18 protein-coding genes are annotated in these 23,560 nt (G+C 71.4%); 6 read left to right on the top strand and 12 right to left on the bottom strand.

Annotated features, from left to right (window positions below; genetic code table 11):
• Nucleotides 1-56 precede the first annotated feature (56 nt).
• The gene (locus HNR01_RS22810) at nucleotides 57-965 is read right to left on the bottom strand and encodes a LysR family transcriptional regulator (RefSeq protein WP_183670036.1); all 909 of its coding nucleotides are present in this window, start codon (nucleotides 963-965) and stop codon (nucleotides 57-59) included.
• A gap of 95 nt (nucleotides 966-1,060) precedes the next feature.
• Between HNR01_RS22810 and HNR01_RS22805 the strand changes: the two genes are divergently transcribed.
• On the top strand, nucleotides 1,061-1,942 hold the full coding sequence (locus tag HNR01_RS22805) for an aldo/keto reductase family oxidoreductase (RefSeq protein WP_183670034.1): 882 nt from the start codon (nucleotides 1,061-1,063) through the stop codon (nucleotides 1,940-1,942).
• Between the two features lie 96 nt (nucleotides 1,943-2,038).
• Here HNR01_RS22805 and HNR01_RS22800 read toward each other — a convergent pair whose 3' ends face one another.
• Complete coding sequence (locus HNR01_RS22800) at nucleotides 2,039-2,941, bottom strand: LysR family transcriptional regulator (protein WP_183670032.1); 903 nt, start codon at nucleotides 2,939-2,941, stop codon at nucleotides 2,039-2,041.
• 127 nt (nucleotides 2,942-3,068) lie between these two features.
• Between HNR01_RS22800 and HNR01_RS22795 the strand changes: the two genes are divergently transcribed.
• Nucleotides 3,069-3,947: an NmrA/HSCARG family protein gene (locus tag HNR01_RS22795; RefSeq protein ID WP_183670030.1), complete on the top strand. Its 879-nt coding sequence runs from the start codon at nucleotides 3,069-3,071 to the stop codon at nucleotides 3,945-3,947.
• A 175-nt stretch (nucleotides 3,948-4,122) separates the two neighbouring features.
• Here HNR01_RS22795 and adh read toward each other — a convergent pair whose 3' ends face one another.
• Both adh and HNR01_RS22785 read right to left on the bottom strand, forming a co-directional pair.
• Nucleotides 4,123-5,646: an aldehyde dehydrogenase gene (gene adh / locus HNR01_RS22790; RefSeq protein ID WP_183670027.1), complete on the bottom strand. Its 1,524-nt coding sequence runs from the start codon at nucleotides 5,644-5,646 to the stop codon at nucleotides 4,123-4,125.
• A 199-nt stretch (nucleotides 5,647-5,845) separates the two neighbouring features.
• Entirely contained in the window at nucleotides 5,846-7,678 is a 1,833-nt protein-coding gene (locus HNR01_RS22785) for a serine hydrolase (RefSeq protein ID WP_309236233.1), read from the bottom strand.
• Nucleotides 7,679-7,922: 244 nt separating this feature from the next.
• Between HNR01_RS22785 and HNR01_RS22780 the strand changes: the two genes are divergently transcribed.
• Nucleotides 7,923-8,516 carry a hypothetical protein gene (locus HNR01_RS22780; RefSeq protein WP_183670025.1) on the top strand — a complete coding sequence of 198 codons (594 nt, stop codon included), beginning with the start codon at nucleotides 7,923-7,925 and terminating at the stop codon, nucleotides 8,514-8,516.
• A gap of 254 nt (nucleotides 8,517-8,770) precedes the next feature.
• Nucleotides 8,771-9,937 carry a multidrug effflux MFS transporter gene (locus HNR01_RS22775; RefSeq protein WP_026105840.1) on the top strand — a complete coding sequence of 389 codons (1,167 nt, stop codon included), beginning with the start codon at nucleotides 8,771-8,773 and terminating at the stop codon, nucleotides 9,935-9,937.
• Nucleotides 9,938-9,976: 39 nt separating this feature from the next.
• Here HNR01_RS22775 and HNR01_RS22770 read toward each other — a convergent pair whose 3' ends face one another.
• Nucleotides 9,977-10,717, bottom strand: coding sequence for an SDR family oxidoreductase (locus tag HNR01_RS22770; RefSeq protein ID WP_183670023.1), 741 nt, complete (start codon nucleotides 10,715-10,717; stop codon nucleotides 9,977-9,979).
• A gap of 81 nt (nucleotides 10,718-10,798) precedes the next feature.
• On the opposite strand from HNR01_RS22770, the gene HNR01_RS22765 reads away from it, so the two are divergent.
• Nucleotides 10,799-11,452 (top strand): TetR/AcrR family transcriptional regulator, encoded by a 654-nt coding sequence (locus HNR01_RS22765; RefSeq protein ID WP_017486616.1) that lies wholly within the window; start codon nucleotides 10,799-10,801, stop codon nucleotides 11,450-11,452.
• Between the two features lie 12 nt (nucleotides 11,453-11,464).
• Here HNR01_RS22765 and HNR01_RS22760 read toward each other — a convergent pair whose 3' ends face one another.
• The 3 genes from HNR01_RS22760 to HNR01_RS22750 are packed head-to-tail and all read right to left on the bottom strand — an operon-like array spanning nucleotide 11,465 to nucleotide 18,185.
• Nucleotides 11,465-12,379, bottom strand: a complete 915-nt coding sequence (locus HNR01_RS22760) for a transglutaminase family protein (protein WP_183670021.1) — start codon at nucleotides 12,377-12,379, stop codon at nucleotides 11,465-11,467.
• A complete protein-coding gene (locus tag HNR01_RS22755; RefSeq protein ID WP_183670020.1) occupies nucleotides 12,376-14,916 on the bottom strand; it encodes a circularly permuted type 2 ATP-grasp protein in 2,541 nt (846 codons plus the stop codon). Before HNR01_RS22755 ends, HNR01_RS22760 begins: the two co-directional genes overlap by 4 nt.
• Nucleotides 14,913-18,185, bottom strand: a complete 3,273-nt coding sequence (locus HNR01_RS22750) for a transglutaminase family protein (protein ID WP_183670019.1) — start codon at nucleotides 18,183-18,185, stop codon at nucleotides 14,913-14,915. Before HNR01_RS22750 ends, HNR01_RS22755 begins: the two co-directional genes overlap by 4 nt.
• Nucleotides 18,186-18,424: 239 nt before the next feature.
• Here HNR01_RS22750 and HNR01_RS22745 point away from each other — a divergent pair, with 239 nt between their 5' ends.
• Nucleotides 18,425-19,585, top strand: coding sequence for a zinc-binding metallopeptidase family protein (locus tag HNR01_RS22745; protein WP_153875486.1), 1,161 nt, complete (start codon nucleotides 18,425-18,427; stop codon nucleotides 19,583-19,585).
• 93 nt (nucleotides 19,586-19,678) lie between these two features.
• Here HNR01_RS22745 and HNR01_RS22740 read toward each other — a convergent pair whose 3' ends face one another.
• From HNR01_RS22740 to HNR01_RS22725, 4 genes are all read right to left on the bottom strand, one after another.
• A complete protein-coding gene (locus tag HNR01_RS22740) occupies nucleotides 19,679-20,377 on the bottom strand; it encodes a DUF2147 domain-containing protein (protein ID WP_017486611.1) in 699 nt (232 codons plus the stop codon).
• A 240-nt stretch (nucleotides 20,378-20,617) separates the two neighbouring features.
• Nucleotides 20,618-20,827: a hypothetical protein gene (locus HNR01_RS22735; protein ID WP_017486610.1), complete on the bottom strand. Its 210-nt coding sequence runs from the start codon at nucleotides 20,825-20,827 to the stop codon at nucleotides 20,618-20,620.
• Nucleotides 20,828-21,154: 327 nt separating this feature from the next.
• The gene (locus tag HNR01_RS22730; protein ID WP_183670016.1) at nucleotides 21,155-22,537 is read right to left on the bottom strand and encodes an FAD/NAD(P)-binding protein; all 1,383 of its coding nucleotides are present in this window, start codon (nucleotides 22,535-22,537) and stop codon (nucleotides 21,155-21,157) included.
• 34 nt (nucleotides 22,538-22,571) lie between these two features.
• On the bottom strand, nucleotides 22,572-23,534 hold the full coding sequence (locus HNR01_RS22725) for an aliphatic sulfonate ABC transporter substrate-binding protein (protein ID WP_183670014.1): 963 nt from the start codon (nucleotides 23,532-23,534) through the stop codon (nucleotides 22,572-22,574).
• Nucleotides 23,535-23,560 lie beyond the last annotated feature (26 nt).

Here is a 23,560-nt window from a genome sequence, read left to right as displayed (position 1 = left end):
CCCGCGCGTCGGCGCTCGCCGCATGCGCAGCCGGGAGCGGCCCCGCATCGGCGGCGTCAGGGCGCGCGCCGCGGCCGGCCGATGAAGTCGATGAAGGCCCGGAGCGGCGCGGGAAGATAGCGGCGTCCGGGATAGTACAGGAACGGGCCGGAAAAGCGTGGCCACCACGGCTCCAGAATGGGCTCCAAGGCTCCGCTGTCGAGATGCGGCCGCAGCCAGTCCTCGAACAGGGTGAGGATGCCGACCCCGGCGACCGCCGCCTCGACCGCGAGGTCGGTGGCGGCGCCGACGCGTACGGTGAGCGGCCCGCTCGGATCGACGCGCAGGATCTCTCCGTCCCGCTCGAACTCCCATTCCGTCGTCCGGCCGCTCGCGAAGCGGCCGCCGATGCAGGCATGGTGCAGAAGGTCGCGCGGGTGCTCCGGACGGCCGCGCCGGTCGAGATAGGCCGGCGCCGCGACCGTGGCGAAGCGTTGCTCGCGCGGGCCGATCGGGACGGCGATCATGTCCTGTTCGAGTCGCTCGTCGTAGCGGATGCCGGCATCGCAGCCCGCGGCCAGCACATCGACGAAGCTGTCCTCGGCGATCACGTCGAGACGGATGTCCGGATAGGCGGCCAGGAACGGCGGCACGATTCTGGGCAGGACCAGTCGGGCCGCGCTGACCGGCACATTGAGCCGGAGCGTGCCGGCCGGCCGGTCGCGGAAGCCGTTGACGACGTCGAGCGCCGCCTCGACCTCGCCCAGGGCCGGCATCAGGCGTTCCAGGAGCCGCATGCCCGCCTCGGTCGGGGCGACGCTGCGTGTCGTGCGGTGGAGCAGGCGCACGCCGAGCCGCCGCTCCAGCCGGCGGACGGCCTCGCTCAGCCCGGACGCGCTCATGCCGGAGGCCCGCGCGCCGTCGCGAAAGCCGCCGGCCTCCGCCACCGCGACGAAGGCGGCGAGGTCGCCGAGATCCGCCGGCATTGTTCGTTTTTCCGCACAGCCCGTGCCGATATATCCGTATTATCGCGCGGTCCGGCAGGGTCTAGAGCCGCGGGTGTCACACAGGAGAGACCCCGATGAACGATCTCGAACGAGCCGGCACCTACGCCTTGGGCGATCGCACGGTGAAGCGCCTGGGCTACGGCGCGATGCAACTCGCCGGGCCGCACGTCTTCGGTCCGCCGAAGGACCGGGACGGCGCCGTCGCGGTGCTGCGCGAGGCGGTGGCTCGGGGCGTGAACCACATCGACACGAGCGACTTCTACGGCCCGCACGTCACCAACCAGATCATCCGCGAGGCTCTGCACCCCTATCCGGACGATCTCGTCATCGTCACGAAGGTGGGTGCGAAGCGGGGATCGGACGCCTCGTGGAACCCGGCCTTCTCGGCCGAGGACCTCACCCGGGCGGTCCACGACAACCTGCGCAATCTCGGCCTGGACGCGCTCGATGTCGTCAACCTGCGGATCATGTTCGACGTGTCGGGGCCGGCCGAGGGCTCCATCGAGGCGCCGCTCGCCGTCCTGGCGGATCTCCAGCGCCAGGGTCTGGTGCGCCGGATCGGCCTCAGCAACGTGACGCAGCGGCAGGTGGCCGAGGGGCGGAGGATCGCGGAGATCGTCTGCGTCCAGAACGCGTACAACCTCGCACACCGGGCGGATGACGGGCTCGTCGACGACCTCGCGGCGGCGGGGATCGCCTACGTGCCGTTCTTCCCGCTCGGAGGCTTCAGCCCGCTGCAATCGACGACGCTGTCCGGAGTCGCCGAGCGGCTCGGCGCCACGCCGATGCAGGTCGCGCTCGCCTGGCTCCTGCGCCGCGCGCCCAACATCCTGCTGATCCCCGGCACGTCGTCGGTGGCGCATCTGCGCGAGAACCTGGCCGCCGCCGATCTCACCCTGCCGGACGCGGTGATGGCGGAGCTGGACCGGATCGCGGCCCCGGCCGAAATGGCCTGATCCTTCCAAACGCAATCGAAGCGGCGACCCGGATCGTCACGCCCCGCGCGGAGCCCGGGCGGGGTCCGAACCCGCAGTTCGGAGGGATCGCTCGGATCAGGTCCGGGGCGCGGTGGGAGGCGCTTCGGAAGGCTGAAGCGCCTCCGCCAGATACGATACGAAGGCCGACACCTTCGGGCTGACCAGCCGGCGCGAGGTGTGCAACGCCCAGACCTCGTTCGGCGGTCCTTCGAGCCCACCCCACAGCGCCAGCCGGCCCGCCGCCACGTCGCCGCCGACGAGGGAGCGCGGGAGCACTGCGGCGCCGGCACCCGCGACGACCGCGTCGCGCAGCATCGGCAGCGAGGACAGCCGCAGAACCGGCACGGGCGCGTAGGCGGTGCGCGAGGAGCCGTCGCGCACGGTCCAGACCTCGCCCGGCCGCGGTTCCGCGCGCACCACGCAGGAGAGCGGGGGCGGCCCGCCATCTGCCCTCGGATCCGGGCGGACTGCGTCGCCTGCGGCTACGAGCCAGGGCGCGTCGCGCAGCACGCAGCGCCCGACTAGGCGCGCGTCCGGCCTCGGATTCACCCGGATGACGACGTCGAAATCCTCCTCGACCGGATCGACGAGGCGGTCCTCCGATCGGATCGTCAGATCAACCTCGGGATAGGCGCGCACGAAGCGGGCGGCGATGCGACCGAGCGCGGTATCGGAGAGAAGCAGCGGCGCGCTCACCCGCAGGCGCCCGCGCGGCCGGTCCATGCCCCCACGCACCGCCGCGCCGGCCTCGGCAATCTCGCCGAGCAGCGGCCCGGTGCGGGCGTGCAGGAGGGTCCCCGCCTCGGTCAGGCGCAGGCTGCGCTCGCCCCGCTCGATCAGCCGCGCGCCCAGGCTCGCCTCGAGCTCCGCGACGCGGCGCGACAGCGTCGCCTTCGGCCGGCCGCTCGCCCGGGCGGCGCGGCCGAACCCGCCGTGGCTGGCGACGAGAAGAAAGTCCGAGAGCGCCGAGAGGTCCATGCCCGTTCCAATTTCGAGACACCCAGTCCCGATCTTGCCGTCTATGGCCCAGGAGGGGAACGGCACATTTTCCGGTCATCGGCGGCGGCCCACAGCGGACCGCCCCGCTTCAACCCGGAGAACGACCATGACTATCCTCGTGACAGGCGCCACCGGCCGCATCGGCTCCAGCGTCGTCGATCACCTCGCCGGGGCCGGCGCTTCCGTCCGCGCCCTGACCCGCTCGCCGGACACGGCACGCTTCCCCGCCGGCGTCGAGGCCGTTCGCGGCGACCTCACCGACATCGATGCCCTGCGCGCGGCGCTCGTCGGCATCGACACCCTGTTCCTGCTGGTCGCCAACGTTCCGGACGAGCTGACGCAGGCGATCACGGCCCTCAACCTCGCCCGCGATGCGGGTGTCCGCGGCATCGTCTACCTCTCCGTCTACCGCGGCGAGGCCTATGTCGACGCGCCCCATTTCACCGGCAAGCACGCCGTCGAGCGGATGATCGCGGCCCTCGATCTGCCGGCCACGGTGCTGCGGCCGGCCTACTTCATGCAGAACGACCTCGCCCATAAGGATCCGCTCCTCGGCGCCGGCCTGTATGGGTCGCCGATCGGCGAGCGCGGGATCTCGATGGTCGACGCGCGCGACATCGCCGAGGCCGCGGCCCGCGAACTCCTGCGCCGCGATCGGTCTCCCGCGCCACTTCCGGCCGAGACCTACGAACTCGTCGGGCCGGATGCCCTCACCGGTCCGATGATCGCCGCGGTCTGGGCGGAGGTGCTGGGCCGCGACGTGCGCTACGGCGGCGACGACCTCGACGGGCTGGAGGGCCGCCTGCGCGCCTTCGCTCCCGCCTGGCTCGCCTACGACCTGCGCGTGATGATGCGCCGCTACCAAGAGGACGGCGCCTCGGCGAGCGCCGCCGAGGTCGCACGCTTCGCGGCCCTGCTCGGCCGTTCCCCGCGCCGCTATCGCGATTTCGCGGCCGAGGCGGCGCAGTCCTGGCGGGGGGCCTGACCGGTCTGCCGGCCGAGCCGGTGCGGGCTGAAGCGCCCGTCCATTCCCGCATCGGGAGCGGTCCGTGAGTCGGGCGCCCGATGCCGGGCATGCCGCGCCGCCGATGCGGCCCCGACAACAAAAGACCCCGGCCTTTCGGCCGGGGCTGAAGTTGGTCTCGAACGCTTTGAGGCTCTTAGAAGAAGCCGAGCTTCTTCGAGGAGTAGCTGACCAGCATGTTCTTGGTCTGCTGGTAGTGGTCGAGCATCATCTTGTGGGTCTCGCGGCCGATGCCGGACTGCTTGTAGCCGCCGAAGGCCGCGTGCGCCGGGTAGGCGTGGTAGCAGTTCGTCCAGACGCGGCCGGCCTGGATCGCGCGGCCGAAGCGGTAGGCACGGGTTCCGTCGCGGGTCCAGACGCCGGCGCCGAGGCCGTAGAGCGTGTCGTTGGCGATCGAGAGCGCCTCCTCGTCGTCCTTGAAGGTCGTGACCGAGAGGACGGGCCCGAAGATCTCCTCCTGGAAGATCCGCATCTTGTTGTGGCCCTTGAACACCGTCGGCTGCATGTAGAAGCCGTCGGCGAGATCGCCCTCGCGGTTGCCGCGGGCGCCGCCCGTGAGGCACTCCGCACCTTCCTGCTTGCCGATATCGACGTAGCTCAGGATCTTCTCGAGCTGCTCCGAGGAGGCCTGGGCGCCGATCATGGTCGCCGGATCCAGCGGCGAGCCCTGGGTGATCGCCTCGACGCGCTTGATCGCGCGCTCGATGAAGCGGTCGTAGATCGACTCGTGCACCAGCGCGCGGCTCGGGCAGGTGCAGACCTCGCCCTGGTTGAGGGCGAACATGGTGAAGCCTTCGAGCGCCTTGTCGAAGAAGTCGTCATCCTCGTTGGCGACGTCCGCGAAGAAGATGTTCGGCGACTTGCCGCCGAGCTCCAGCGTCACGGGAATCAGGTTCTGCGAGGCGTACTGCATGATGAGGCGGCCGGTGGTCGTCTCACCGGTGAAGGCGATCTTGGCGATCCGCGGGCTCGAGGCGAGCGGCTTGCCGGCCTCGAGGCCGAAGCCGTTGACCACGTTGATCACGCCCGGCGGCAGCAGGTCGCCGATCAGCTCCATCACCACGAGGATCGAGGCTGGGGTCTGCTCGGCGGGCTTGAGCACGACGCAGTTGCCGGCGGCCAGAGCCGGGGCCAGCTTCCACACCGCCATCAGGATCGGGAAGTTCCACGGGATGATCTGGCCGACGACGCCGAGGGGCTCGTGGAAGTGGTAGGCCACCGTGTCGTGGTCGATCTCGGAGATCGCGCCTTCCTGGGCGCGCACGCAACTGGCGAAGTAGCGCCAGTGGTCGATGGCGAGCGGGATGTCGGCGGCGGTGGTCTCGCGGATCGGCTTGCCGTTGTCCCAGGTCTCGGCCAGCGCGATCAGATCGAGGTTCTCCTCCATCCGGTCGGCGATCTTGTTGAGGATGCGGGCGCGCTCGGCCGGGGCGGTGCGGCCCCAGGCGTCCTTGGCGGCGTGCGCGGCGTCCAGCGCCTTGTCGATGTCCTGCACGTCGGAGCGGGCGACCTCGCAGATCACCTTGCCGGTGATGGGGGAGGTGTTCTCGAAGTAGCGGCCGCCGACGGGAGCGACCCACTGGCCGCCGATGAAGTTGTCGTAGCGCGCCGAGAACGGGGACTTGGTCTTGGCGTCGGCCAGGAATTCGGGCTTGTTCATCGCGTTTCCTCCATTGCGCTCGTTCGGCGACCGCTCTTCCGCGTTGTGGCGGGAGACAAGAGCAGTGGCCCCGTCTGATCAAGGTGGACTTTTGGCCAACGCGGCTTCTGGCGGCCGCCGACTTGATGGATGTCGCAACTGTTTTCGGCGGTCGCAGGGGGCGGCGAGGCCACCGCCGATGCGACCGGCGACAGGTCTATCAGTTAGACCCTTTCGGATCCTGTGGCGACCCCGCCCTTGGTCCAAGGCGCATCGTCGGCTCGCCTCCGTCGGGGAGGCGGGGCGCATCGGTTTCGAGGCCGTTCTGGTACAGGATCAGGCCGGTGACGCGGCCCGCCTCGTCGACGGTGAAGGTGATCTGCGCATCGACCGCGCGGAGGAAGAAGGTGCGCTCGGCCTCGGGGACGAGTTCGTTGCGCGGCTGCCGGGGCGCCTGCGCGAAGATCCGCCCGTCCTCGACGGTGACCGCGATCTCGAAACCCGGCGACAGGACGTAGCGGCCGGCGAGCGCCGTCAGGCCGGAGCGATCGATGGCGACCTCGCGGTGCTCCCGCGGCGGCTGGGCGAGCACGGCGCCCGCCTCCGCCTCGCTCACCCGCGGCCCGGTCCGGTCGCGGTGCTCGCGATGCAGGATCACCCCGGTGGGGCTGCCGTCCGGCTCGGTCTCGAAAGTAAGCCGCATGTCGGCGACGGGGCTGACGAAGGTGCGGTCGCTCTCGGGCACGAAGGGAAAGGCCGGCTCGCGCAGGCCGGGCCCGTCCAGCCGCGCCGTCAGGCCCCTGCCCTCGCGGGCGACGGTGAGGACGGCGCGCGGGCCGAGGCGGTAGGTGCCGGGATAACGGTCGAGGATCACGTCCTCCAGCACGATCTCTTCCGGCGCCTCGTAATGGCCGAGATGAAGCGCGGCGAGGTCGCGGGCGATCTTCTGGGCCGGGGCGGTCTCGGTGTTCGAGAGCACGATCACGGTCAGGCGATCGTCGGGATAGAGGTCGTTGATCGACAGGAAGCCGGGGATCGACCCGGCATGGCCGAAGACGCGGTGGCCGCTCCCCGGCACGCCGGGCTTGCCGAAGGCGCGGGCGACGAACCAGCCGAGGCTGTAGCCGGTGCCGCGGTCGTCGAACATCGCCGCGCGCGAGGCCTCCGACAGCAGACGCGGGCCGGAGAGTGCCTCGTCCCAGGCGAGCAGGTCGTCGACCGTCGCGTAGAGCGCTCCCGCGGCAAAGGCCGAACTGGCCGCCATCGGCACGGCGTTGCGCCACTGCGCCCGGCCGCGGCGGTAGCCGGCCGCCCGCCGCGGCAGGATCACCGTCAGGTCGTCGTAACCGGTCTCCTTCAATCCCAGCGGCGCGAGGATCGTTTCGCGCAAGTAGGCTTCGTAGGATCGGCCGGAGGCGGCCTCGATCACCATGCCGAGCAGCACGTAGTTGGTGTTGCTGTACTCGAAGCGCTCTCCCGGCGGGAACAGCAGCGGATCGCCCGCCGTCAGCGCCACGATCTGCGCCGGCGTGTGATCGACCCGCGCGATCTGGTCGTAGTAGTTCGGCAGCGCCGTGAAGTTGATGATGCCGGAGCGGTGCTGGAGCAGGTGCCGCAGGCTGATCCCGGCCCAGGCCTCCGGAACGGAGGGGACCCAGCGCCGGATCGGGTCGTCGAGGCCGAGCCGGCCGGCCTCCGCGAGCTTCAGGACGGCCGCCGCGGTGAAGGCCTTGGTGAGCGAGCCGATGCGGAAATGGGTGCGCGGCGTGTTGGGGATCTCCCATTCGCGGTCGGCGAGGCCGTAGGCGCGGCGGAAGACCGGCTGACCGTCCTTGGCCACGAGAATGACACCGGAGAACAGGCCGGCCTCGATGTAGGGCGTGACGAGGGCGTGGGCCCGCTCGGCGAAGTCCTCCTCGGCGCGCGCCGGAGCGGCGGCCCCGTGCGCGAGCGCGGCGAACAGGGCGGCGATCAGAACGGCGAGGCGGGACGGCCCGCGGGGCGGTCGGGCGCCGGGCCGCCGGCAGGCCGGTTTCGGGGCGGTCTGGCTCACGGGGCTCCTGTCTCCTCTCGGCCTTCCGTCGGCCTCCGGTCGGCGGGGGCAGCGAGCAGAGGCGGCCTTTGCGGCCGGGGCGTGGCGCGTCCGGCCCGGCCACGGTGCATGGGCCTGCGCCGGGCATGCGATCACGGTTTCGCCGCGACCCGTTGCGAGAAGCGCGCCGCCCGGGGCCGGAGCCGCATCAGGCTGTGCGGAACGGTGCCGGGCGCAGCCGACGAGACATCAGAGGCAAACGATCATGACGATGCTTTCGCGCGCCGTTCGCGCCGCTTCCCTCTCCGCCCTCCTCGCAGGCGCCGTGCTCGCTCCCGGGGCCGCGCTCGCGCAGGCCAAGCCCCCCGCCGCCCCGCAGGACCGCGTGCCCGCCGGCGCGCCGGAGCCGGGCAAGGAGATCGCGCTGACGCAGGTGCAGATCGACGGCCTCCTCGCCGCGCAGCCCGAGCTCGCCAAGCTGTCCGGCGGCGCGCCCGACAAGCCCGATCCGAAGGCGGAGGAACAGGCCCAGGGCCAGGCCGAGGCGATTGTGAAGCGGAATGGATTCGCCAGCCTCGAGGAGTTTCAGGATGCCAGCGACACCGTCGATGCGGTGCTCGGCGGGATCGATCCCGAGACGAAGAGCTATGTCGGTCCGACACCGCTCCTGAAGAAGCAGCTCGCAGCAATCCAGGCCGACAAGGGCATGCCCGCCAAGGAGAAGGCCGAGGCGGTCAAGGAGATCAAGGAGGCGCTCGCGGCGGGCGAGCCGGCCAAGCCGTCGCAAGGCAACATCGCCCTGGTGACGAAGAACTATGCGCGGCTCAGCGCGGCGATGGGCGGCGAGGACAAGAAGTAGAGGCGGCCGCTCTTTCCCTCTCTCTGGCAGGAGAGGGAAAGTGCTCCGTCCCTGAACGTTGACGACAGCCCGTTGAAGACACCGGCATCCGAGCCCGGCCGGCACCGATCCTGAGAGCATTCCCGACCGTGAAACCCTCGCCCCGGCCCTCCCCCGGCAGCCCCGTCTCCGAGGCCGCGCCGGGCGCAACTCCGAGTGTGCCGCCGTGGGTCGGGCCGGGATTTGCCGAATTCGTCGGCATCGTCGCCCTGATGATGGCGGTCACCGCCATGTCGATCGACAACCTGCTGCCGGCCTTCCCGCTGATCCAGGAGCGGTTCGCGGTCGCCGACCCCAACAGCCTGCAGCTTCTCGTCTACGTCTACATGATCGGCTTCGGTGTGGCGCAGATCGTCTACGGGCCGGTCTCGGACGCACTCGGCCGCCGGCCGACGCTTCTGATCAGCCTCGGCATCTACACCGCCGGCTGCATCCTCTCGATGCTGGCGCCGAGCTTCGAGTGGCTGCTCGCCTCCCGCGTCATCCAGGGCATGGGCGCGGCCGGCGGGCGCGTGCTCTCCACCGCGATCGTGCGCGACCGCTTCTCGGGCCGCGAGATGGCGAGCGTGATGTCGCTCATCATGATGGTGTTCCTGATCGTGCCGATGCTCGGGCCGGCGATCGGCGCGACCATGCTGCTGCTCGGCTCGTGGATCTGGGTGTTCGTGTCGATGCTGGCGCTCGGCGGCGTGCTGACGCTGTGGTTCGCCCTGCGGATGCCCGAGACGCTGCACCCGGAATACCGCCGTCCGCTCTCGCTCACGGCAACGGGGCAGGCGCTGCTGACGGTCCTGCGCACCCGCGCGGCGATCGGCTACGCCACGGCCCTCGGCCTGCTGACCGGCTGCATCATGGGCTATGTCGGCTCGGCCCAGCAGGTGTTCGACACCGGGCTCTACCATCTCGGCGGGCTGTTTCCCGTCGCCTTCGGCGTGGTGGCGGGTGCCATGGGCGCGGCGACGCTGATCAATTCCCGGCTCGTGCGCCGGCTCGGGATGCGCACGCTCTCGCATGCCGGCGTCACCGCCTTCACCGCCGTGGGCTTGGTTCAGGTCGGAATCGGCCTGCACTACCAGGGCCATCCGCCGCTGGTGCTGTTCCTCTCGGTGCTGGCGCTCAACCAGTTCCTGATCAGCTTCGCCCTGCCGAACTTCAACGCCCTGGCGCTGCAGCCGCTGGGCGCGATCGCCGGCACGGCCTCGTCGTTCCTCGGCTTCTACACCACGATCCTGGGCGCCTTCTGCGGCTTCCTGATCGGGCACGCCTTCGACGGCACGGTGATGCCGGTGGCCTACGGCTACGCCGTCCTCGGCGGCCTGGCCCTCGTCACCGTCGCCTGGACCGAGCGCGGGCGCCTCTACCGGGCCGGCGTTTCCGGCTGAGACCGGCGGCCCGGATCGCATCCGGGCCGCCGCCATCGATCAGGCGTTCGCGCCGCCATCGACCGTGAGAGTGGTACCGGTGATCTGCCGCGCGGAGGGGCTTGCCAGGAAGGCGACCGCGGCGGCGATATCCTCCGGCCGGCCGTAATGGCCGAGCGCGGTCATGGAGCGCTGAAGGTCCGACTGCGCGCCGTCGGACGGGTTCATGTCGGTATCGGTCGAGCCCGGCTGCACGAGGTTCACGGTGATGCCCTGGGGCCCGAGTTCGCGGGCCAGCCCGCGGGTGAACGACAGCAGGGCGGACTTCGTCATCGAGTAGACCGTCACGCCGGGAAACGGCACCCGCTCGCCGAGGCACGAGCCGATGGAGATGATCCGTCCGCCCTCCCCGAGATGCGGGATCGCTGCCTGCGAGGCGAGCACCACGGAGCGGACGTTCACGGCGAGAAGCGCGTCGATGTCGGCGAGCGCCATCTCCGCCACCGGGCCGCCGCGGGCGATGCCGGCATTGTTGACGAGGATGTCGAGGCCGCCGAGTTCCCCGGCGGCCGCGTCGACCGAGCGCTTCACCGCCGCCGCATCGGCGCTGTCGGCCTGAAGGGCGAGGCCGCGCCGGCCCCGTCCCTCGATCGCCCGCACCACCTCGGCGGCCCGCTCGGCCGAGCGCTCGTAGGTGATCGCCACGTCGGCGCCCCGCTCCGCCAGCGCCAGGGCGATGGCCGCCCCGATCCCGCGGGAGGCGCCGGTGACGAGGGCGCGCTTGCCTGCCAGTTCACTCATCGCTTCATCTTTCTGTATCGAACGACACAGAAATGGCTATGAGCATTGCGAGACCGGGTCAAGCGATTTATAGAACGATCGATGCAGAATTCAGAACCGGCCTCCTCCCCCGGCGCCGCGTCGCCCCGCGGGCGGGGCCGGCCGCGGGCCTTCGACCGAGACGAGGCCCTGACCCGGGCCATGCACCTGTTCTGGCGCAAGGGATTTGCGGCGACCTCGATCGCCGAACTGACCGCGGCGATGGGGATCGGTTCGCCGAGCCTCTACGCGGCCTTCGGCTCGAAGGAAGGGCTCTATGCCGAGGCCGTGCGCCACTACCGCGCGCGGTACGAGGCGCATGTCTGGGGCAACTTCGCCGCGGCTCCGACCGCCCGCGCGGCCGTCGAGGCGCTGCTGATGGACACGGCCGCCGCGCTGACGGACGTGTGCGCGCCCGAGGCGCCGCGCGGTTGCATGGTGACGCTCTCGGCAGTCGGCGGCGAGGGCCAGGCGGAACTCGGTGAGTGCGTGCGGGCGGCCCGCGCCCTCGGATACGAGCAGGTCGTGAAGCGGCTGAGCCGCGCCGTGGCGGCGGGCGAGATCGGCGCCGCGGTCGATGTGCCCGCCCTCGCCCGCTACGTCATGACGGTGCAGGGTGGCCTGTCGCTCCAGGCCCGCGATGGCGCGAGCCGGGCCGAGCTGGAGGCCGTCGCCAGGCTGGCGATGGCGGGATGGGACGCGCGGATCGGCGGCTGACCGCAGCGGCCGTCAGGCGGCCTCGTCCTCGGGGATGACATCGACCTCGACGGTGAGCTTCTGCGCTCCGGCCGAGGCGACGATCCCGTCGATGGGGGCGACGTCGCCGTAGTCGCGGCCCCGCGCCACCACGATGTGGTCGTCGCGCACGACGCAGGCATTGGTCGGGTCGAGGCCGATCCAGCCCCCCTCGCCGATCCCCTCCCCGGCTCCGTGATCCGCGCCGCACCACAAAGCGACCCAGGCGTGGCTGGCATCGGCCCCGCGCAGGCGCGGCCGGCCGGGCGGCGGCCGGGTGCGCAGGTAGCCGCTGACATAGGCGGCCGGCAGGCCGAGGCCGCGAAGGCCCGCGATCATCACGTGGGCGAAGTCCTGGCAGACGCCCGCCCGCAGAGCGAAGGCCTCCGCCAGCGGCGTCGAGACGGTGGTGGCCTTGGCGTCGAACCGGAAATCGTCGCGGATGCGGTGCATCAGCTCGACCGCCGCCCCGTAGGCGCTGCGCCCGGGCGAGAAGCTTGTCCGGGCGTAATCCGTCACCTCGGGCACCAGCGGCACCCGATGGCTTGGGAATTGGAAATGCGCCGGCCCGTCCGGCCCGAGCGAGGGCAGCGCGAGCGCCGCCTCCCGCACCCGTTCCCAGGCGAGGCCGGCCTCGGGCGGCGGCGGGACCGGCCGCTGGATGGTGACCTGGGAGACGGCCTCGACCGAGAATTCGCGGTGAGGCTCGTCCAGCGTCAGGGTCAGGGTGTCGACACCGAAGAAGTCGCGCCGCTCCAGGCGGCGGGTCGGCTCGGGCGTGACGTGAACCGCGCTCTCCAGCACCCGCTGCCCGTCGCCGTCGCGGGGGCGCAGGCGCAGGTTGCAGCGTGCGAAGCGGACGGTCCGCGCGTAGCGGTAGGTCGTCAGGTGACGCAGGGTATAGATCAAGCGAGACCCGTGAGCTTCTCGGGCCGCAGCGCGTCGGGGCCGTTGGGAAAGTAGCGGCCGGCGATCCGGTCGGCGAGGCCCTCCAGATCCGTCTCGAAACGCTCCAGGGCTTCGGCGTCGAACTCGTCGGCTTCCGCCGTCTGGAGCGTCGTGGCGAGGGCCAGCGCCCGGCGGCGGTGCGGCTCGGGCAGCCCGTCGGCGGCGAGCGCCGGCAGGGCGTCGAGATGGGCGGTGATCGCCTGGAGCTGGTAGGCGACGGAGCGCGGATTGTTGGGATCGAGCACCGCCATGTCGCAGACGGCGTTGCGGCTCACACCGACGAGGTAGCGCGCGCCGTAGGCGATCTGCGAATCGGCGAGCGAGAGCATCACGCCGAGATCCTCGGCGCTGGCGTCCTCACGGCAGAAGCGCAGGGCGAAGGTGCAGGTGTTGATCGCCCGCTCGATGCGCCGGCCCATATCGGCGAAGCGCCAGCCGGCGGCGTGGCCCATATTCTCGTGGATCAGGCCGGTCAGCGCGGCGAGATGGCCGAGCGCCCGCTCGGCCTTGCCGAAGAGCTGCGCCTCCGTCGGCGCCCAGGCCTCGGCATAGACCAGGGTGTCGCGCAGGTCGGCCAGCGCCCGCCAGGATTCCTTCGGCAGCCGCTCGCGCAGGGAGGCGGCGATGCGGCGCGCTTCCATCACGTGCGACAGGGCCGAGCCGTGGACGGTCTTGCCGGACAACGCCTCCTGGGCGAGCGCGGCGGGGCCGAGATCGGCGGCGCTGACCGAGCCCCAATCCTTGAGAAGGGCGCGGATGGCGAGCGCCGTCGGCGCGCCCTCCTCGCCCGAGGCGTCGGCGGCGACCGCCTCGCTGAACACGCCGAGATGGGCCTGGACGAGCCGGATCACGGCCTCCGCCCGCTCCAGGTATCGCCCGAACCAGAACAGGTTGTCGGCGGCCCGGGACGGCAGGTGACCGGCGATGCGGCGGATGCGCGGGGTGCTCGCATGCACCAGGGTCGGCGTGTCGACGGGGGTGTCGGACAGGACCCAGACGTCGGCCGAGCGGATGCCGGCGCGCATCTCGCTCGGATCGGCGCCCTCCCGCTCGGCGACGCGGCAGAAGGCGCTCGGCAGCACGCGCCAGCCCTCCGGCGTCGCGGCGGCGAAGACGCGCATCACGAACGGCCGGGCGACCAGTCGCCCATCCTGCCAGGCCGGCATCGTCGAGAGCGGCGCGGGTTCCTGCGCCACCCAGTCGAACGGGCGCTCACGCAAGGCGGCCACGGCCTGGGCGCGGGCGGCGTCGAGGGCCGGGCCGGCGAGCATCGCGTCGCGCTCCGGGCCCCGGACCGGCGTGGCGGCGGGCCGCAGCGTCAGGCGGTCGAGGTTGGCGAGCGCGTGGGCGAGCCCGTCGGCATCGCCGCACCACCACGTGCGCGGGCCGGTGAGCCGCAGCTCCTCGCCGGTGAGCCGCCGGGCAATGGCCGGCAGGTAGGGGCTGAGCGCGGCCGATTCCAGCACGCCGGAGCCCGGCATGTTGCCCATCACCGCCCCGCCCCGGCGCAGCACCTGCAGGATGCCGGGCACGCCGAGGCGCGAATCCGAGCGCAGCTCCATCGGATCGAGATAGTCGGCATCGATCCGGCGCCAGATCGCGTCGGTGCGCTTGAGCCCGGCAATGGTGCGCACGTGCAGCAGTCCGTCGCGCACGACGAGGTCGTCGCCCTCGACCAGGAGGAAGCCGAGATAGCGCGCGAGCGCGGCCTGCTCGACATAGGTGCTGCTGTAGGGGCCGGAGGTGAGCAGGCAGATGCGCGGATCGCTGCGCGCGCAGGAGGCGGCCAAGCCGGCGCGGAACGCCTGGAAGAAGCCGGGCAGGCGCTCGACATGGAGGTCGGCGAACAGATCCGGGAAGGCGCGGGCGAGCACCATCCGGTTCTCCAGCGCGTAGCCGAGGCCGGAGGGGGCCTGGGTCCGGTCGGCCAGAACCTGCCAGCGCCCGTCGGGTCCGCGCCCGACATCGGCCGCATAGATCGGCAGCCAGCGCCCGCCGGGCGGCGCGATGCCGTGGACGGGGCGCAGGAATTCGGGATGCCCGGCCACGACGCCCGCGGGCAGGAAGCCCTCCGCGACGAGCCGGCCGGACCCGTAGATGTCGGCGACGATGCGCTCCATCAGACCGGCGCGCTGGACGATGCCGGCGGACAGCTCCGCCCAGTCGGCGGCGTCGATCACGAGGGGCAGCGAGCCGAGCGGCCAGGGATGCTCGCGCCCGTCGCCGTAGACCCGATAGGAGATGCCGGCGTCGCGGATATGCCGCTCGGCGGAGAGGAAGCGGACGGCGACCTCGCGGTCGTCGAGCGCGGCAAGGCGCTCGAGGAAGCGGGGCCAGCCGCCGCGCAGGGTGCCGTCCGCCTGCATCAGCTCGTCGGCGAGGCCGGGCCGGGGCGCGTAGCCCTCCGTCCAGCGGCGCATGCGCGCGGCCGGGTCGTCGGCCGCCCAGGCGGAGGCGTCGGGCAAGGACCCGTCCGCAAGGGCGGCCGAAGAACTCATCGGGGTGCGGGCGTGCGCAGGTCGAGGGTCAGGGGGAAGTCTCCGGTGCGCTCCTCGGCCGGCATCGCCACGCGGCCGGGGGTGTGGCCCATGGCCTCGAAGCGGGCGAGGCGGCGCCCCTCCGCCTCGTAGGCGTTGACCGGGAAGCTGTCGTAGTTGCGCCCGCCCGGATGGCTGACATGGTAGCGGCAGCCGCCGAGCGCGCGGCCGCTCCAGCTGTCGAGGATGTCGAAGGTCAGCGGCGCGTGCGGCGGGATCGTCGGGTGCAGCGAGGAGGCGGGCTGCCACGCCTTGAAGCGCAGGCCCGCGACCGCCTCGCCGCTGGCGCCGGTCGGCGTCATCGGCAGGCGCCGGCCGTTGCAGGCGATCACGTGCCGGCCGGGGACATAGCCCTCGACCTTCACCTGAAGCCGTTCGACGGATGCGTCCACGAAGCGCACGGTTCCCCCGGCGGTCCCTTCTTCGCCCAGCACGTGCCAGGGCTCCAGCGCCTGGCGCAGTTCGAGGCTCACGCCGCCCTGCTCCACCCGGCCGAAGACGGGGAAGCGGAATGCGGCCTGTGCCGCGAAGGCCTGAGGGTCGAAGTCGTAGCCGCCGGCGCGCAGGTCTTCCAGCACCGAGAGGAAGTCGGCCCAGAGGAAATGCGGCAGCATGAAGCGATCGTGCAGGGCCGTGCCCCAGCGGACACAGCCGCCCGTCTGCGGCTCGCGCCAGAGCCACGCCACGATCGCCCGCAGCAAGACTTGCTGGGCAAGGCTCATGCGCGCGTCCGGCGGCATCTCGAAGGAGCGGAATTCGAGGAGGCCGAGCCGCCCCGTCGGTCCGTCGGGCGAGAACAGCTTGTCGATGCAGATCTCGGCCCGGTGGGTGTTGCCGGTGACGTCGGCGAGGATGTTGCGGAACAGCCGGTCGACGAGCCAGTGCGGGATGTTGGCCTCGTCCGGGCCCGGCACCTGGGCGAGCGCGATCTCCAACTCGTAGAGCCCGTCATGGCGCGCCTCGTCCATGCGCGGCGCCTGGCTCGTCGGGCCGACATAGAGGCCGGCGAACAGGTAGGACAGGCACGGATGCCGCTGCCAGAACAGGACGAGGCTCTTCAGCAGGTCCGGCCGGCGCAGGAACGGCGAGTCGGAGGGGCTCGCGCCGCCGAGCACGACGTGGTTGCCGCCGCCGGTGCCGGTATGGCGCCCGTCGATCATGAACTTTTCCGCGCAGAGGCGCGTCTGGCGGGCCTCCTCGTAGAGGCCGGCGGTGATGTCGACCGCCTCGCGCCAGGAGGCGGCGGGGTGGACGTTGACCTCGATCACGCCGGGATCGGGCGTGACCTTGATGACCGAGAGGCGCGGATCGTAGGCGGGCTCGTAGCCCTCGATATGGATCGGCTGGCCGACGCTCTCCGCGGCGCGTTCCAGATGCCCGACGAGGTCGAGATACTCGTCCACCCGCTCCAGCGGCGGCATGAACACGCACAGCACGCCGTCGCGCGGCTCGACCGCCAGCGCGGTGCGCACCGCCACGCCCTCGATGCCGGCGCCGTTCGCCCGGTCTTTCCCCTTGGGGAGCGGTGCGCCGGGCTCGGCGGGCAGGTCGCCGCGGGCCTCCATCGGGTCCTGCGGGTGGTAATAGGGGTAGGAATCCGGCGGTACGTAGGGAAGCGAGCCGAGCGGCAGGCGGAAGCCCATCGGCGAGTCGCCGGGGCTCAGGTAGGCGCCGCCGCGGCGGAAGGCCCAGGCTTCCGAGATCCAGGCGCGGCCATCGTCCACCGCGAGATTGGCGAGCGGCAGCACGTAGCCGACGGGGGTGTCGAGGCCGCGCCCGAACACGCGCTTGAACCGCGCGTCGGCCTCCGGGCTGCCGGTCTGGGGCGCCGCGGTCGTGACGTTGACCGGCAGCTCGCTCTCGCGGCTCTTCCAGTAGACCGCGTCCTCGTAGGCCGGGAAGACGAAGCGGGCGAGTTCGAGCCGCCCGGCGAGCGCCCCGATCAGGCGCTCGGCATCCGCGATGGTGGCGGTCTTCGGACCGTCCTCCACGGCGATCAGGTCGGCGTTCTTCCAGACCGGCCCGCCGTCCTTGCGCCAGTACAGGGCGAAGGCCCAGCGCGGCAGGCTCTCGCCGGGATACCACTTGCCCTGGCCGTAATGCAGCATGCCGCCGGGGGCGAAGCGGTCCCGAAGGCGGCGAACCAGCGTGTCGGCGAGGCCCCGCTTGGTCGGGCCGACCGCGGCGACGTTCCATTCGGGCGATTCGAAGTCGTCGACCGAGACGAAGGTCGGCTCGCCGCCCATGGTCAGGCGCACGTCCTGCGCGGCGAGATCCGCGTCGATGCGCTCGCCGAGCCGGTCCATCGCCCTCCAGATCTCGTCCGAGAACGGCTTGGTGATGCGCGGGGCTTCAGCCACGCGGCTGATCGTCATCTCGTAGGTGAACTCGACCTTGGCCGGTTCGGCGAGCCCCGAGATCGGCGCGGCGGCGTTGTAGTGGGCGGTGGCCACCAGCGGGATGTGGCCCTCGCCGGTGAGCAGGCCGGAGGTGGCATCGAAACCGATCCAGCCGGCGCCCGGCAGGTAGACCTCGGCCCAGGCGTGGAGATCGGTGAAGTCGGTGCTGGTGCCGGTCGGCCCGTCGACGGCGGTGGTGTCGGGCACGAGCTGGATCAGGTAGCCCGAGACGAAGCGCGCCGCGAAGCCGAGGCGCCGCAGCACCTGCACCAGGAGCCACGCGGAATCGCGGCAGGAGCCGCTTTTCAGCGTCAGCGTCTCGGCGGCGGTCTGCACGCCGGGCTCCATCCGGACGCCGTAGGCGACGTGCGAGCGCACCCTCTCGTTGAGGGCCACGAGGAAGGTGACCGTGTGCGTCTCGTCGGGGATCTCGGCGAGGAAGGCGTCGATTTCCGGCCCCTGCGCCTCGTCGAGCACGAGGTAGGGTGCGAGCGCGACCTTCAGCTCCGCTTCGTAGTCGAAGGGGCGGCGCTCGGCGTAGGGCTCGACGAAGAAGTCGAACGGGTTGATGACCGCGAGGTCGGCGGTGAGATCGACCTCGACGCGCAACTCCGTCGTCTTCTCCGGAAAAACGAGGCGGGCCAGCCAGTTGCCGGCCGGATCCTGCTGCCAGTTGATGAAATGGTTCTCCGGACTGACCTTCAGCGCGTAGGCCGGCACCTTCGTGCGGGCATGCGGCGCCGGGCGCAGACGGATGGTCTGCGGCCCCAGCGCGATGGGCCGGTCGTAGCGGTAATGCGTGACGTGGTGCAGGGCGGCTTGAATCGACACGGAGGCTCCGGACGTTTTCGAGGTCTCTCGACGCGATGGGGGCGGCGCGCTCTGCCGCTGGTTGCGCGCCTTATACATCCCGGTGACCGGAATGGAGGGATTGGAAAAGCAAGAACCATGCAGCCGGCAGGGCGCGCGTGGCCGCTCGGGAGGGTGGAACCTCACCCAGCTCACGACCCTTGGTCTGACTGCGGCCCGGTTCTTGTCTGGTCCCCGCCGCAGCCGGAGCGGGGCGTTCCATGAAGATCTTCCAGTGTCAGGCCTGCGACCAGCCGCTCTCCTTCGAGAGCATGGTCTGCGAGAGCTGCGAGCGCCGGCTCGGCTACGTCTGCGACCGGCACGAGGTTTCGGCGCTCGAGCCCTGCGGCGAGGACGAGCGCGGCGCCCTCTTCCGCGCCTACGCGCATCCGGGCCGGAAGTATCGCCTCTGCGCCAACGCGGCCCATCACGCCTGCAACTGGATGGTGCCGGCGGAGTCCGGGGAACGCTATTGCATCGCCTGCCGCCACAACCGGGTGGTGCCGGATCTCAGCGTGGCGGCCAACCTCGACCGCTGGCGCCAGATCGAGGCGGCCAAGCACCGGTTGTTCTACTCGCTCCTGCGCCTCGACCTGCCGCTGGTGACGCGGGCACAATACTCCGACGGCCTCGCCTTCGACTTCCTCGCCGATTCCGCCGGGCCGCCGGTGATGACGGGCCATCTCGACGGACTCATCACCCTGTCGATCGCCGAGGCCGACGACGTCGAGCGGGAGCGCCGTCGCAAGATGTTCGGGGAATATTACCGCACCCTGCTCGGCCACTTCCGCCACGAGATCGGGCACTATTTCTGGAACCTGCTGGTGCGCTTCGATGCGAGCCTGCCGGCCTTCCGCACGCTGTTCGGCGACGAGAACATGGATTACGGCGCCGCGCTGCGGCGCCATCATGCCGTGGGGCCGCCCGCCGATTGGCAGGAATCCTTCGTCTCCTCCTACGCCACCGCGCATCCGTGGGAGGATTTCGCCGAGACCTTCGCCCACTACCTGCACATCATCGACACGCTGGAGACCGGCAGCGCCTTCGAGATCCGCCTGCGGCCGAAGCTGCGCGGCATGGCCGAGCCGGCGGCGTCCTCGACCTGCGTCGATTTCGATCCCTACGAGACGCCGGATTTCGAGCGGGTGGTCGAGGCGTGGATTCCCCTCACCTACGCGGTGAACTCCCTCAACCGCTCCATGGGCCAGCCGCCGCTCTACCCGTTCAAGCTGACACCCGCGGTGATCGCCAAGCTCGCCTTCGTGCACGAACGGATCTACGCCGCGCGCACGCCCGGCGGCCTCTCGGAGGAGGCGAGCGCCGAGATGCTGAAGGCGGTGATCGCGGGCCTGCGTCAGCGCGTGGCGGCGCCGACGGTCTGACGTCCTTCGGACGCTCTGCGGTTTGTCCGCGACCGCCATTTCCGGGTCCGCGAGGCGGAACCCGGAATCATACGGGCTGTGGTGCGGGGCCGCTTACTGCGCCGGGGCCGGAGCGGCCGGGGCCTTCGGCGCGGCGGGCTTCGGAGCCGGCTTGGCGGCGGGGGCCGGGCCGGTGGTGCCGGTGGCGGCGGGGCCGTTGGCCGTCGCGCCGGGAGCGGTCTTGGGCGCCCACTCGGCGTCGGCGCGGGGGCCGTTCGGCCCGTTGGTCGGGCCGGTGAGCTGGCCCGGCAGGGTGTCGCCGACCTTCTTCCAGGTCTGCGACTGGCACAGGAAGGCGATCAGGCAACCCTTGACCGTCAGCTCCTCCGGCTCATCCGACCAGATCGTGACGTCGTAGAACTTGCCGTCCTCGGCGTTGTAGATCTTGCCCTCGTAATGGGCATCCTCGTTCAGCTTCAGGCCGAGGATGAGCTGGTGGCCGAGCGAGGCGCGGGCGCGCTTCTTCGGATCGGGGTTGCGGAAATCGACCCGCGGCTTGCCCTCGTCGTTGAGCGGGGTCTTCAGCCACACCGCGTAGCCGCAGAGGTTCTTCTCCTGCGGGCCGCACTTCTCGACGCGGATGCGCGCCTTGCCGTCCTGCGTCAGCCACGTACCGCTCGGATCATGCGCCGGAGCGGCGGCCGTGGCGGGAGCCGCCGACAGGACGCCCAGGGCCGCCATGCCGGCGGCGAGGGCCGCGGTGCGGCCGGTGCGGAGGAAAGGCGCGCGTGCACCGATCGGTCCGAAGATCATGCAATCATCCCCACTCGGGCGCGGCGGCACGTGCCGGCCGCGCCGTTCAACCTGACGACCGGGCCGTCCGCTCACGGACCGTTGCCCCTTCGCCGCAGCCATCGAATCGGAAGGTGACCGGATCATGACCGCCGCAGGGCGGTTGCGACGCAATTCGCCGGCGTTTGCGCGGCGCATGCGAAAAGGGCCGGTGCGCGCGGCACCGGCCCTCGTGGACGCGTCCTTTCGGACGATCCTTTCTTACTCGGCCGCGGTGACGTCGGCGGTGAAGTGACCGCACCAATCCTTGGAGGCGACCACCGGCCACAGGCCCTGGCTCTGCGGGTCGGGCTGGCTCACCGGGGGGTTGTACCGGCACAGGCCCTGATCGCCCGCGGCCTGGGCGCCGTTGGTCTTGTGATCGTCGAAGAAGCGGCAGCTCTGGCAGGCGGCGTTGCTCGAGGTGGCCATGATCTCTCTCCGGTTTCCGTTGCGTCGTCCCTGGCGGTCATTTCCGCAGTCCGGATCCTTCCGGCCCCGGTTGCCCCGCCGTCACGGTTCTTAATTAGAACAACTCCAAACTTGCGTCCAGCTCTTTAGAACGATTCCGATTTATGAGCCGGCGTCGGAAGCATCCGGGGTCGGTTCGTTCGAAACAGCAGCAAAGACAGAGGATTAGGATCGGCGGCGCCCTGATCGGAACGAGCGCGACGGGGATCTGCGCCTGTCACGAATGCGTGAAGCGGCGGAGAGTCGTGCCTCTCCGCCGCTCCAACCCCGTCGACGGATGGGCGTGTTCTAGGCCGCAGCGGCTCGGTCGAGGTCGCTGGCGACGAGGCCGGCCAGATCCGCCGCCTCGTTGCGGATGTCGGGCACCGCGGTGCATTCCCACAGGACGCCGCGCAGGAGCGGCCCGAGAATCCAGAGCGGCCCCCCGCCCTCCCCGACCGATCCACCGACGGCCCGGTAATCGGGGCCGGCATCGAGGCCGAGCCCGAACGGGCCGGGGCGCACGAAGCCCCGCTCCAGCAGGCGCCGCAGCAGCGGGTCGCGGCTCTCCCTCAGGTGACTGAATCCGGAGGCGTCGATCATCGCCTGGACGGCGAGACGCTCCGGGCGCTCGGCGCCGCGCAGGCGCAGCGTCACAACCGCCTGCGCCGCCTCGTCCTCGACCGCGAGCAGGCGCCCAGCCCGCACCGTCAGCGCACCACGGGCGATCTCGTCGGCGACTGTCCGCGCCGCGGGTGGGGCGGTGCGGTGGCGGTGCACGTCCCAGAACGGACGCAGGTGCCGCTGGAACCGGGCCTGCTCACGCGGCGGCAGGCTGCGCCAGATCGTGTCGGTGAGCGGACGCAGGGCATCGATGACGCCGTGCCAGCCGATCCCCGCCTCCGCCGCCCGCGCTACCTCCCCGCGGATGCGGGTCAGCAGCCGCCCCAGGGAGGCGAAGTCGGCCGGCGTCAGGTCCGGTGCGGGCCAAAGCGCGGCGGGAGCGTGGGCGTTCGGCAGCAGGCCGCGGCGCGACAGGGCGAGGATGGCGCCGGAGAAGCCCTGCGCCCGCAGGCTCGCCACCGCGTCGAGCATGGTGAGGCCGGTTCCGACGATGAGGACCGGCGCGTGCGGGTGCAGGCGCCCGAAGCTTTCGGGGGCCCAGGGGTCGAGGCTGTGGCGGCTCCTGCGTGCCGCCGCGGCGAGGTTGCCCATGGCGAGCACGGCCCCGGCGACCCGGTGGGCCTGTCCGCCCTCCGTCCGAAGGACGAAGCCCCCGGCCCGGGGTTCCAGATCGACCACCGCGTCGTTGACGAGGCGAAGTCGCGGCACGCCCGGCCCGGTGACGGCCGCGGTCAGCAGATCGGTGAGGTAGCTGCCGTAATGGCCCCGCGCCACGAAGGTGCCCGCCGGGGTCTTCACGATGCCCTCGCCGAGATCGGCCCCGGCCAGCCATTCCTCGAAATGGCCTGGCCGGTCGGGGAAGGCGCTCATATTGGCGGCACGCACGTTGAGGAGGTGGGCCGGGTTGCCGGTGCCGTAGGCCAGCCCCCGGGCAAAACTCCCCGATCGCTCGCACAGCAGGACCGGCCGCTCCGGCGGCAGGGCGGCGAGGAGCTGGAGCGCGGCCATGGTGCCGCTGAAACCCGCCCCGATCACGGCGATGGGGGGCAGGCCGGCCTGACGGGTCATTGTGAGCAGTCCTTCTGCGAGAAACTCCCCACGGTCAGCGCGACGGCGATTCCCAGATCGGCAGGGCGGAGGCATCGACGGCGCGCGGCAGCAGGCCCTCGGCACGGAAGGCGTCGGCAATGGTCTGCTGCTCGACGAGCCCCTCGCGGTTCACCGGCTCGACCCGGTAGGAGCGGCGGGCATTGGCCTGCTTCACGATGTCGGGCTCGATCTTCCACAGGGCGGCCAGCCGCGCGGCGGCCGCGTCCGGGTTGGCCTTCACCCAGAGTCCGGCCTCGCGCAGCTTGGCGACGAGCAGGGTCAGCACGTCGGCGCGCTTTTCCGCGTAGGCGTCGGAGGCGAGATAGTAGCGCTTGTAGGCCGAGAGCCCGGTGCCGTCCTTGAGGATGCGTGCGCCGGCCTGGATCTGCGCGGCGGACAGAAACGGATCCCATGCCACCCAGGCATCGACGCTGCCGCCGGCGAGCGCGCTGCGTCCGTCCGCCGGGGTGAGGTAGGCGGGGGTGATGCTCTTGAACGGCAGCCCTTCCGCCTTCAGCGCGGCGAGCAGCAGGTAGTGGCTGCCGGCGCCCTTGGTCACGGCGACCTTGCGGCCCTTCAGGTCGGCGACCGACTTCAGCGGGGAATCGCCCGGCACCAGGATGGCCTGTGCCTCCGGCGAGGCCGCTTCCTGGGCGATGTAGGTGATCCTGGCATTCGCCGCCTGCGCGAAGACCGGCACGGTGTCGGCGACATCCGCCGAGACGTCGATGCGGCCGACATTGAGCGCCTCCATGATCGGCAGGCCGCTGGTGAATTCGTGCCAGGAGACGGTGACGCCGAGGGGCTTCAGGGCCGTCTCCAGGATCGCATCCTCGCGCAGGAGCGAGATCAGCGCCGAGGAGCGCTGATAGCCGATGCGCAGGGGGGTGTCCTCCGCGAAGGCCGGGTTGCGGCCGAGGGCGAGGCTGAGCGCGAGGCCAGCGAGGACGAGGCGGGCGGCGGACCGGCGGTTCATGGGAGATTTTCGGTTCTCGGAGGACG

The organism is Methylorubrum rhodesianum (assembly GCF_014199985.1).
Lineage (GTDB): Bacteria > Pseudomonadota > Alphaproteobacteria > Rhizobiales > Beijerinckiaceae > Methylobacterium > Methylobacterium rhodesianum.
The sequence above is the reverse complement of the archived record's forward strand: the minus strand, read 5'-3'. Positions and strand labels throughout refer to the sequence as shown.